This window comes from Streptomyces stoeckheimensis, assembly GCF_045822005.1.
In the GTDB taxonomy this organism is placed as follows: domain Bacteria; phylum Actinomycetota; class Actinomycetes; order Streptomycetales; family Streptomycetaceae; genus Streptomyces; species Streptomyces stoeckheimensis.
The window spans coordinates 8,265,167-8,276,776 of the sequence record NZ_CP169550.1; the positions used below are offsets into that span (position 1 = coordinate 8,265,167).

The window sequence follows — 11,610 nt, forward strand, 5'->3', positions numbered from 1 at the left end:
CCGGCGCGTGCGAGCGCTTCTTCCCGCATCAGTGGGCCACCAGGGCCACCACAGCTCCTCGCCCGAGGCGTCATTCCCAAATCCGGGGACGCTCGGGGCGTCTCCGTCACCAACGCGGGGGAGTGGACGAGGGAACCGCGATGAGGGTTTACGAAGCCATAGTCAAAGGCCTGGAAGACATCGGAGTCCGCGCCGCTTTCGGCGGTGCCGGAGAGAACGCCGCCGGCCTGATGCTGGCGCTGAAGCACTCGCAGCAGATCCGGCCGGTCATCACGCGGCACGAGCAGGCCGCGTCCTTCATGGCCTGCGGCCACGCGATGTACACGAACGAACTGGGTTTCTGCTTCGCGACGGCAGGTCCCGGCGCGTTCAACCTGTTCTCCGGTCTGGCCGTCGCCATGTCCGACTCCTACCCCGTCCTGGCCGTCTCGGGCTACGCCTCGAGGGAGTGGCAGGGATGGGGCTCCCTCAACGAAACCTCGGGCCTGAACCGGACGCCCGACTCCCGGGCCATGTTCGCCGCCACGACGAAGAAGTCCTTCCTGCTCGCAGACGCCGCCGACACCTGCGACGTGCTCGAGGAAGCGGTCAACACCGCCTTCGAAGGACGGCCCGGGCCGGTCCACATCCACGTACCCGAGGACCTCACCCATCGTGGTGTCGAGGTGACGAACTTCCGGCACATCCGGCTCGACGTGGCCCCGGTCCTCCCGGATCGGGCCCGCGTGGCGGAGATCGCCGCGATGCTGGCCGACGCCCTCACACGGCGCAAGCGCATCGTGGCGCTCGTCGGGTTCGGCGCGATCCGCAGCGGAGCGGGAGCGGAGGTACGGCGCTTCGTCGAACGCTTCCAGATTCCCCTGCTCACGACGCTGGACGGCAAGGGCATCGTCTCCGAGGGCCACCCGCTCGCGGTGGGCGTCTTCGCGGACAGCGGACACTCCAGCGCGTGGAAGGCGTTCCGCGAGGCCGATGTCGTGCTGTGCGTCGGCAACTCCCTGAACCAGCACGCCACGTTCAACTACCGCGAAGACCTCTTCGAGAACAAGGTCCTCGTCCATGTGAACATCTCCGAGACCGAGTTCCACAAGGCCTACCGGCCCGACTACGCACTGCTCTGCGACGCACGGCTCGGGCTGGCCGCCCTCCACGAGGCGCTGGACGAACGGGTCGGCGACATCCCGGCGGCCGACGTCGACGGCCGCGACTACGAAGCCCGTCACATCACGCACCTGACCGGAAAGATCCACCCGGGGGAACTGGCCCAGGCGATCGGCCGGATGCTGCCCCCACGAGGTGTGCTCCTCGCCGACGCGGGAGCACATCTCGCCTGGCTCGGCTACTACGTCGAGCTGGAGGAGGGGCAGAACTTCCGCAAGGTCGGTTCCTTCGGGCCGATGGCCGGCCATGTCAACGGCGCCATCGGAACGAAGGTCGCGCACCCGGAACGGACCGTCGTCGTCGGATGCGGCGACGGCTGCTACTCCTTGTCCGGCTTCGAGCTGATGACCGCCGTCGAGAACGACATCCCCGTCATCTGGATCGTCTTCGACGACCAGGAATTCAAGCTGATCAAACTGTTCCAGCTCGTCACCTACGGGGAGGCGGCGCTCGTCGAGTTCCAGAACCCCGACTTCGCCGCGTACGCGCGGGCCTGTGGTGCCGACGGCTATCGCGTCGAGACGCTGGAGGAGTTCGAGAAGGCGTTCCGCGAAGCGCTCGCCTCCGGCCGGCCCTCCCTCATCGACGCCCGGATCACGCGCTGGGCCGTACCCCACTACAGCCCCTCGCCCGACGGCGTCATCGCCGGCCTCGTCGAGTCCATCGAGGCACGCTTGCGCGGCTGACGGCGCCCGTGAAGGGACAGCAGCATGAACGACCCGATGAACAGACACAGCCGTGCTGGCTTCGAGGCCCTCGTGAACCGCCCGCTGCTCACGTCGATCTGGCGTCGCCGCACCCACCGGGTCAGCCGCGGCAGCTCGGTCGAGGCCGGTTCGATGAGCTGGGTGTCCACCGCACCACGAGCCCCGCTGACAGAGCTCGAAGAGGCCGTCCTCATCGCCATCACGGGCTGCTCCGGCCTCACCATGCCGGACCGTCCCTTCGCGGATCCCCGCGACGGCAAGCCCATCATGGCCAAACCGAACCTCAACATGACCGGCCGGACCGCGGGCAGCCCCGACAACGCCCAGGGCACGCACTTCTTCCTGATCAACGACACCGGCACCTACTTCCTGCGCAACCTGCCCCCCGTACCCGACGGCGGGGCGACGGCGTTCGACGCGGAGACCCTCTGCGCGCGCGCCGCCGAGGCGAAGGTGCGGCTCCTCGACCACCGCATCGACGTACCGGAAGGCAGACGGGACTTCCCCGCCTACCTCGACTCGAACCGGTTCCTGTCGAACCTCCCGGGAACCACGCTCCTCTTCCCCGTGGTGGACCTGTCACGGCAGTACATCAACGGCCTGATGTACCTGCTGACCCAGCCCGAGGGGGCCCGGCCGGCGATCGTCGACGACCGGAACCTCTACCGCTCGGCGGGCGTGCGGAAATGGGTGAAGTCGGGGTTCCTCAACGAAGACATCAAGCTGCCCCTGGGATTCATCTGGGCCATGCGGACGCAGATCGAAGCCGACCTGCTGCTCCAGAACCTCATGCTCACCGCCGACGCCATGGGCCTCGGAGCCTGGATCCACGCCTCGATCGCCCCGTCGATCATGCTGGGCGACCCGAAGTTCCGTCCCGCCTACGGACCCATGCTCGATTTCGACTGGACCGTCCCGCGGTGGAGACCGGCGGACCTCCTGCGCTGGCAGGTGCCGCTCCCGCGCTACGCAGACCTGAGGGCGAGCGCCGTGGGCCTGCGGCACCACGGTGAACACCTCATCAAGGCGATGTGCCCGCCCAACTACGACACCATGGGCGAAGCGGTCGACGCCGTCGTGGCGGGGAAGTTCGGGCCGACGGGCATCTACTCCGACGAGGGGCTGTTCGCGCGCATCTACCGGGGCGAGTTCGGCAGGCAGTACCTGCACGAGGCCAGCGACTACTCCGCCGACGTCATCGCGTGCACGCGGGACATCTGCACCTACATCTACGAGACCCACGGGCGCTTCCCCGCCCACTGCGACACGATCCACGTACCGGGCGTGTGGCTCCAGGCCCATCACCTCGAAAACGCCTACTACGAGCGCTACTTCCGCGACGGTCTGACGGAGGCCCACCGCACTCACGACGCGTACTGGCACGGGGAGAGGTGACGGGCCCGGACCCTGCGTCAGTCGATCCGCTGGCAGATGGCCACCGGCAGTCTCGGCGACCAGGTTCCGGTGCCGTGGTCGTAGGCCTGGGCGTAACCGTTGTTCCCGGGGGCGCAGGGAGCGGTGATGTTCGTCTCCAGATAGGCGGCCCCGCCGGGGACGGGGGGATTCGACTTGGCGATCACGGTGCTGTGGTATCTGAGCTTGTCCGTGTTGTACTTGACGACTATGTAGACCTTGTCGCCGAGGGTGAAGTTGCCGCCACCGATCTTGAGATGGCCTCGGTAGGTGTACTGGAACAAGTAGAGGTCGCCGGGCGCCTTGTCCGGACTGGACGGGGTCCTCGACAGGGCCTGGGTGGTCAGGCCGGCCGGTGCCGCGTCGGTCGTCGCCGTCGCCGTCGGTGTGACGCCGAGGCCGACCACGGCCAGCGCTGTTGCGGTTACTGCGGAGCGGCGCGCCCGGCCGGAGACCGAGCGCCGGAACGTGTGCATGACTGCTCCTATCCCTAGGACTCGCAGCTGCCGAAGGTGACCACGTAGGTACCGGCCTGGCTCTGGTTGGCGCCGGCCCGGTCCGCCGCTCCGCCCCTGGAAGCGGCACCTATGTCGGTCAGGGAGGGGTCGCGGATGATCTCCGCGTGGCCTTGCGTACTGATGTTCAGCCACCAGTTGACCGCTGCCTTCGGAGTGCCGCTTCCGCCCCACCCGTTGTAGACGATCTCGCGGCCCGTCCACGCACCGCCGTTCGCGCAGTAGCCGGCGTCCTTGATGCGGCGCCCGATCTGTTGGTCTCCGCTTCCGGCGACCTGCGGGTTCTGGTGCGGATTCCTGCCCTTGCCCCACCACTGCTGGGTCAAGGAGTTGTTCAGGTGAGTACGGGCCGCCGACGTCAGCTCGGAGTCGAGCGGAAGTTCCTCAAGACCGAGGCGCCGGCGCTCGTCGTTGATCAGGCACACGGTGGCGAGGGTCTGGAACATGGTCCCGAAGCCGAAACGGCCCGGGTTGGCGGAAGGCGCTATGTCGTCGGCATCGGGGCCCATCGCGGAGCAGTCCACCGGGGTGGCGGAGGCCGGTGCGGCAACGGCCGGGCCGGCCGCCGGGACCACCGGAACCGAGAGGGCGACCGCGACGGCGAAGGAGACGACGGCTGTGGGGCGCGAAATGTGGATTCTCATGGTGACTCCCTCCTCTCCCGCGTTCCGGCACAGGAACCGATCCGGAACGGGAGGTGGTGGGGACGGCATGGTGCGCCGCTTCCCATGGTGCGCTCCATCGGGCGGCGCTGCCACTCGCGGACCGGCGGCTGCTCCAGCCGCTACCGCGGGGCGCCTCCGGACCCGCGGTGCTTGATGCCGCACCTCGCCGCGTGAGCGCGGCCCACCTCCGCGGCCTTGGTGCCGAGGTGGTGTCCGAGCGCCCGGTAGGCGTCGAACTGGGCGTGGTCGAACCACTGGTCGAAGGTGGCCTGGCGCGGGAAGGCCTTCTCCCGGAGGGCGTAACTGAGCAGCTCGTACGGCATGTCGGGGGTCAGGCTGGCCTTCACGAAGATGATGGTCCCCAAGGTGCTGGCCGGTGCGTCGGGCGAGAACTGGACGGGTTCCGGGTACTCGATCGTGCCGCGCACCACGCAGGTGGCGGAGAACCGGCCGTTCAGGGAGGACATCGGCACTTCGGGCGCGAGCGGTTTCGCGCTGCCGGGTACCAGGTTCAGCAGGTCCTGCCCCTCGTCGTCGAAGGTGATCTTCACTCCGAGGTCCTCGTAGGCGAGCGTGATCGCCTGCGCGAGGGTGGTGGCCAGCGGCGGCGAATCCCCCGAGGCGTCGATGACGTAGACGGTCCGGCAGCGCAGCCGGAGCATCTCGACGAGACCGAGGTTGTCGAAGTGCCCGCCGTCGGTGCACAGCAGCAGGGGAGTGGTGTCCGAGTACCGGCCCACCAACTCCTGGAGCTGGTACCGCAGCCGTCGTACCCGTGGCAGGCGCGGCATGATCCGGTTGGGCCCGTACGTCGCCAGTTCCGCGAGGTACAGGGGGTTGGGCACCCAGGTGCCGAGCCGCACGTTGGACAGCGCGAGCAGCCGCTCCATGAACATCGTCTGGGAGCCCATCGCGGAGGCGAAGGCCGCTCCGGACACGGCGACGGCGGACTGCACGGTCAGGTCGCGCCCGATCAGCGCCGGGGCCGTCTTCTGTAGCGTGCCGGTGCGGATCCAGCCCGTATCGGGTCCGCCGCAGTAGTCGGAAGCGAAGGTGAAGGGGACGGCCGGCCGGCCGGGCGCCGTGCGGTTGCGCAGCGAAACGGCCGCGGAGGCGGCGAAGATGACCTGGGGGAACCCCTCCACCCGCTGCGCGTAGGGGTTCAGCGGGGTCGGCTCGTTGTTGTAGTCGTACGGCAGGGCGCCGACCGAGCCGTCCTTCAACACCGCGCGGCGCACGGCGAAGGCGCCGGCCAACCGCTGTCGGTAGAAGGGGTGCAGGCTGAACATGGTCTGGTCGATCACGAGCGCCAGCACGATCAGGACGATCGGCACCCCCCACTGCCACACCGGGTGCCAGCTGCCCGCGTAGACGGCGGCCCAGGACATGAGGGCGAGGCCGAAGAACGCGACGAGGAGCAGAACCAGCCAGCACACCAACGCTTTCACCCAGCTGGTGCCGACCTGCGTGACGAGGGACGTGCCGCCCCTGGCGAACGGACCGGCCTGCTCGCCGTCCGGCTTCAGCCTCTTCACCGTCTTGTGCACCGCGGTGAACCACGTGCCCAGGGCGGTCGCCGCCGCGGTGATCGCGCCGAGCAGGGCCACTCCGGTTCCGCTGTCGTCCCAGTAACCGCCCTTGTCGGCCTTGTGGGCCAGGGAGGCGAAGAACCAGATCATCGAAGGAAGGACGACCGCGTACAGGGCGACCGCCAGCGCGAGGAAGGTCAGCGTGTTCACCGTGCTGCGCAGCCATGCGGGGCGGGACGCGGCGCTCCCGGCCCGCGCGAAGGCGTACCCGACGGACACCAGGCCGGCCAGGCCGAACAGGGCGAGGACGGGTTGCCATGCGTTCGGGTGCAGGCCCAGGGAGGAGTCGAAGCCGTCCGCTTCCGCCGTGAGGGGGCGGAGCTCGGCCAGCGGAACGTGCGAGTAGAACTGGTGCAGGAACTGGCCTGCCACGGCGAAGACCAGCGCCAGCATGCCGAAGGAGACGGCCATCCCGCGCAGCACCGCCCCCGCGGCGTACACCTTCTCCTTGGGCGCGTCCGCCAGGTACTTCGCGTGCCGGCGGACGTGGTCCTCCTCCGGGCTGCCCGGCGCGAACACGTCCGCGGGGTTCGCGAGACCGGGGCGCACCGAAGGGCTCCCGTCCGGGGCCCGGCGCCGGGCATCGGTCAGGGCCAGTTGGAAGGCCCCGGCGGTGTACCCGCCGCCGGACACCGACACCAGGTACCTCGCCTCGAGCAGTTGCACGCGCAGTGCCTGCAACGCCCCGAGGGTGACCGAGGCCGACCGGATGCCGCCGCCGGAGACGCAGAAGCCGAGCTCCGCGGGGTGGCGACCGGGCGGCTGGTAGGCGCGGGTGCGCCAGCGGGGCACCGGGCCGTCCTTCGGGTTGCGGGCCTCGGCCCGGTGCGGCCCCGCCGCGTCGGGGGCGGTCCACTCGGGCCGGGGCTCCCAGTCGTGCGGCGCGGCGGGCGGGAGGATCACGTCCGGGTCGCTCCACTGGCTCTCCGTACCGTCCGCGAGCCTGTGGGCGTGGGCCACGACGGGACGGGGGCGGTCCTCCCGCGCACTCTGCACGAAGGAGGGGTCCAGAACCCGGCGGCAGTAGAGGGTGACGAGGATCAGGACGGCCGCTGCCACCAGCGGGACGACGAGCGCCCATTTCACCTGGGCGAAGAAGGCCGCACGCGTCAGGTCCGGTACCGGATCGGCGGCGAGCCGGTTCAGAGCCCTCCAGAGGAAGAGGTTCTCCAGGCAGTCCGCAACCACCAGCACGGGGGTGAGGGCGAGGGCGCGCCGGGCCCACAGCCGGGTGGACTCCCGGTAGAGGAAGAGGTGCCCGAGACCGAAGGCCCCGGCCAGGGCCGCCGCGCAGCCGGGAATGAACATGCACCAGTCGAGAACGAGGCCGTCCTGAAACAGCTTGCTGCCGTCCCCGCCTCCGGCGCCGTGGACGATGGCGCGGGCCCCTTCGGCCGTCGTCGCGAACTGCAGGAGCACTTCTGCGTTCCCTGAGGGCCTGTCAAGGAACGGCGGATCCAGCGAGTACCAGATGATCGCGCAGAGACCGGCGGCGAGCCCGAACAGACACAGCCCCACCGCCCAGCCCGGAATCTCTCGCAGCCTCGACTGCGTCGGAGCATTCGGCATGTACGCAGAGTAGTCAACCGGATACGGTCCGGACGTTATTTGTGTCGGCTTTCGGGCGGTTTCTCTCGGAAGGGATCCAGCGCTGCGGCACGTTCGTGGTACGGCAACCGCGACATCTTGGAGACCAGGGCCCACATCCGGCGTTCGTCGGCCAGCTCGCCCGGAAGGCGCAGGCCGAGGGATTCGGCGAGCGGTTTGCGTCCCGAGTTCACGAGTGCTCGCACGGCCGCAGCCCATTCGTCGGTTGCCGACACGGCCGCGCGGTACCACACCGGAATCAGGACGCCCGGCAGGACGACGGCCACGAGCAGCAGCGGGACATCGGGGTGAGCGGTGGTCAGGGCCGCCGCCGCACAGAGGACGACGGCGCAGTGGCCGACGACGAGGGCAACGAAGAAGTCGACGTTCGCGCGTGCGAGATCGACCTGCCGGCGGACCTGATCCGGCGCGTTCCCGGTCAGTTCGTTCCACATCACCTGGGTGTCGAGGCGGAACCGGTCGTAGCCGTACTCCTCGAGCCGCCGGATCGCGTTCCCCAGCCTCGTCGGTGCCAGCTGCGCGGGGTCGACCGGGTAGCGGGCGAGCCGTTCGCGGAGCAGAGCACGCTGTACGGCGGTGCGCCGCCGGTCCTTGCGGGCGGCCCGTTCGATCCGCGGGTGGGCGCGCAGGGCGGTCAGCCGGGCCAGGTCGTCCGTTGCCAGCCGGTTCTCCTGCTCCTCGCGCTCCAGCCGCATCAGCGTGAGCCGGTCCTGCAGATCGTCCTTGGCCCGCCCCCGGCGAGCGCACCCGTACGCGACGAACGCGCTCGGCCAGAAGGCGTACCCCTCGAGCACGCGGTAGAGGGGGTTCTGCAGGGCGCTGAGGGCCAGGCCGAGGAGCACCGAGACGCTCAGCACGCCGACGGACAGCGGCGTGACACCCGCCGACCACGACGTCGCGGACCAGCCGCGCCCCAGGCTCGGCCATACGGCCACGACGAAGAGGCACACGTTCAACGCGGTCGGCAAGAGCCATCCCACCAGCACGGTCCACGCTCCGCCCAGAGCGCTCTTGGCGATGTCACCCATGGGTCACCACTCGTCGTCATCGTCGTCGAAGGGTGGTCCGGGCGGTGCGCTCTCGTCCCACCCCGCAAGCTCGGGTGCGGCCGCCGCGGGGGCCGGAGGCGGGCCTGGCACCGACGCGGCCGAGCGCAACGCGGCAACGAACTCCAGGCACGAGGCGTAACGATCCTCAGGACGCTTGGCCAGCGCCTTCGCCATCACGGCATCGACACCGGGCGCGATCTCCGGACGCCTCTCCGAGAGGGCCGGGGGTGGATCGTACTGGTGTGCCCACAGGAGGGCCATGTCGCCGCCACGCTCGAACGGCGGCCCGCCGGCGATGGTTTCGTAGACGACACAGGCCAGGCTGTAGAGGTCGCACCTGCCGTCGACCGGGCTCCCCGAAATCTGTTCCGGCGCCATGTAGTCGAGCGTGCCGACGAACGAGCCCGCGGTGGTGAACCCGGCGGGCGACAGCGATCTCTTCGTCAGACCGAAGTCCGTGAGGTAGACGTACTCGGGGTGGTCGCCGTCGGCGCCGCCGACGACGAGGATGTTGGCGGGTTTGACGTCCCGGTGCACCAGATCGTGCGCATGGGCCGCGTCGAGTGCGGATGCCACCTGGGCGGCGATGCGCAGGGCGATCGGGACGGGGAGCGGGCCCTCTCGGTCCAGCATGGCCCGCAGGTCCTGCCCGGCGACGTAGCGCATGGCGATGTACAGGACGCCGTCGGTCTCACCGGCTTCGAGGATCGGCAGGATGTGCGGGTGGTCGATCGACGCGGCGATCCGCGATTCGTGAACGAAGCGGCGACGGAAGGCGTCGTCATCGTGGAGCTCGGGGGAGATCAGCTTGAGCGCGACCCTACGGCCCAGGCGCAGATCCTCGGCGCGGTAGACGACGGACGTTGCCCCGCGGCCGATCTCGCGCTCCAGCCGGTAGCCCGCAACTTCGCTACCCTCCGGGAGACCTCGGTGTTCCTCCATCGGTCAGCCACCGTTCTGGTGGTCACACACCACCCTCGATGAGCGTCCAGCCCGAGGAGACCTGGGGGAGCGAGCCGACGTTGGCGTAGGTTCCGTTGACGAGCGTCGAGGTCCAGGCGGTCCCGTCGTTCTTGTAGAAGAACAGGCTGTCCGAGGTCCGGCCCACCTTGTCCCAGATGCCCGAGGTGCCTATCTGGCGGAAGGCGATGCCCGAGCCGTCGGTCGCCTTGGACACGCGGAACTCGAGTCCGCCACCGGACCTTGCCCAAGACAGCACGGAATCCTTGGTCGCGGTCAGGTTCCCCAGGAAGTCGTCCCTCGGGATGCTGCCCGTGTCCGTGTAGACGCCGCCCTTGAGGGTCCCGTAGCCCACGTTGCTCCAGGGGAAGTCGCCCGCCCCGTGCCTGGCCGCGGAGACCAACGTGTCGCACGATGCGGCCATGGTCCCCCAGCCCTTGCTGAAGTTGTCGTACACGCGGCCCTGTCGGTAGGCGCCGTTCTTGAGGGTGCCCGTGACGCCGTGGCCGGTGTTCCCGTTGTAGAAGATCACGGAGTCGCCGGACGCCTCCACGAAGGTCCAGCCCGTGGAGAAGTTGTCGAAGCTCTGGGTGCGGGCGTACCTCCCGCCCGTGAAGGTGCCGACCTCCCCGGCCCCGGTGTTCGTGTTGTACAGCACCAGCGAATCGCGGCTCGCTGCGGCGTGCGTGTAACCGGCCGGGAGGTTGAACGCCGACTTGTACTGCCAGCGGCCGGCGGAGAGGGTGCCGGTCCCGGCTTCGCCGCTGCCGGCCTTGTAGAACAGGATCGAGGTGCTCGGCGTCGTCTGGTTGCAGTACGGCGAAGCAGCGGTCGCGGGCGTCACCGGACCGACCAGGAGGACGGCCGTCGCGGACGTTGCAGTGGCAAGGGCGGCCACCAGGGATTTCCTCATGACTCTCCCCATTTCCTCGCACTTGGGCGCACGCGGCACCGGGGCGCGTGCGGCCGGCCGTCAGGGCGTGCCGGAACTTCCCGCGCTGCCGTGCGCGAATCCGAAGGAGGACGCCCACACACGGAGCCGGCCCCCACGGCGCCGGACAGCCGCCGCAACCGAGCTCGTTCCACGCTCGTGCTCAGACGCCCTTGTTCATCGTGCGCCGCCCCCGGCCGCACCGCATCTCGGTGTGACGGCAGGCAATCGGATCTTCACAGGAGATCGAGAACCGGTTCACATCTGATCCCCATGGCGCCCTTCTAGCTTCGGCCTCATGGCATTGCACAGATCCCCTTCGCGAACACCCAGGAGGTTCGCGGCGTTCGCAGTCCTGGCCGCACTGGTCGGCGGAGTCACCTTCGCCCATGCGCGTTCGGAGCCCCAGGACGGCACGTTCGCGAGTGCGGCCTCGGTAGCGGTCACGCCGGTACCGACCGCATCCCCCACTAAGAACAGCGACAACGCGGCGGCGAACGCCCTGTGGGACGCCATCGGTCGCGCGGAAGGGATGGCGAAGGCCAATCTGCGGCTCGGCCTCACCGAGACCACGCCCGGCCACAGCGTGTACTGGGGCCTCACGCAGACCACGCCGGCCGATCAGCTCCGGCTGCTCCAGGCGGTGTTCGGTGAGGAGTCGGTGCTTTCCGCCGAGGCCCGGGGCCATCTGCGCGGGCTCATGGGCTCCGTGACCGCCGACCAGGACTGGGGGATATCGGCAGGCCTGGACGACTCCGGATCCGTACACCTGAAGAACGGCTGGCTGGCGCGCAGCGAGAGCGGTCTCTGGGTGGTCAACAGCATCGGCCGGGTGGAGGCGGACGGCGACACCCTGCTGCTCGCCGTGCTCTGCGACGGCCAGGCCTCGCAGAAGGCGGGCATCTCACTGGTCGAAGACCTCGCCGAGCGGACACGGGCCGCCGTCACCGGTGGATAGCAGGGCCCCCGATGACGGCAGGCAGCGGCCGGGCGACGCGTCGGGGCCGTGTAC

At 69.5% G+C, this 11,610-nt stretch carries 9 protein-coding genes; 3 read left to right on the forward strand and 6 right to left on the reverse strand.

Going from position 1 to position 11,610, the window contains the following annotated elements:
• Positions 1-140 precede the first annotated feature (140 nt).
• Positions 141-1,847, forward strand: a complete 1,707-nt coding sequence (locus ACE1OC_RS37515; RefSeq protein ID WP_407840769.1) for a thiamine pyrophosphate-binding protein — start codon at positions 141-143, stop codon at positions 1,845-1,847.
• 36 nt (positions 1,848-1,883) lie between these two features.
• Positions 1,884-3,263 (forward strand): hypothetical protein, encoded by a 1,380-nt coding sequence (locus ACE1OC_RS37520; RefSeq protein ID WP_407840770.1) that lies wholly within the window; start codon positions 1,884-1,886, stop codon positions 3,261-3,263.
• 17 nt (positions 3,264-3,280) lie between these two features.
• On the opposite strand, the gene ACE1OC_RS37525 is transcribed toward ACE1OC_RS37520, so the two are convergent.
• The 6 genes from ACE1OC_RS37525 to ACE1OC_RS37550 form a co-directional block, all read right to left on the reverse strand.
• Positions 3,281-3,757: a hypothetical protein gene (locus ACE1OC_RS37525; protein WP_407840771.1), complete on the reverse strand. Its 477-nt coding sequence runs from the start codon at positions 3,755-3,757 to the stop codon at positions 3,281-3,283.
• Between the two features lie 14 nt (positions 3,758-3,771).
• Positions 3,772-4,440, reverse strand: coding sequence for a CAP domain-containing protein (locus ACE1OC_RS37530; RefSeq protein ID WP_407840772.1), 669 nt, complete (start codon positions 4,438-4,440; stop codon positions 3,772-3,774).
• A gap of 140 nt (positions 4,441-4,580) precedes the next feature.
• Complete coding sequence (locus ACE1OC_RS37535) at positions 4,581-7,619, reverse strand: hypothetical protein (protein WP_407840773.1); 3,039 nt, start codon at positions 7,617-7,619, stop codon at positions 4,581-4,583.
• A gap of 35 nt (positions 7,620-7,654) precedes the next feature.
• Positions 7,655-8,686: a hypothetical protein gene (locus ACE1OC_RS37540; RefSeq protein WP_407840774.1), complete on the reverse strand. Its 1,032-nt coding sequence runs from the start codon at positions 8,684-8,686 to the stop codon at positions 7,655-7,657.
• Between the two features lie 3 nt (positions 8,687-8,689).
• Positions 8,690-9,649, reverse strand: a complete 960-nt coding sequence (locus tag ACE1OC_RS37545) for a serine/threonine-protein kinase (protein ID WP_407840775.1) — start codon at positions 9,647-9,649, stop codon at positions 8,690-8,692.
• Between the two features lie 22 nt (positions 9,650-9,671).
• Positions 9,672-10,580 (reverse strand): hypothetical protein, encoded by a 909-nt coding sequence (locus tag ACE1OC_RS37550; RefSeq protein WP_407840776.1) that lies wholly within the window; start codon positions 10,578-10,580, stop codon positions 9,672-9,674.
• A 316-nt stretch (positions 10,581-10,896) separates the two neighbouring features.
• Between ACE1OC_RS37550 and ACE1OC_RS37555 the strand changes: the two genes are divergently transcribed.
• Complete coding sequence (locus ACE1OC_RS37555; RefSeq protein ID WP_407840777.1) at positions 10,897-11,556, forward strand: serine hydrolase; 660 nt, start codon at positions 10,897-10,899, stop codon at positions 11,554-11,556.
• Positions 11,557-11,610 lie beyond the last annotated feature (54 nt).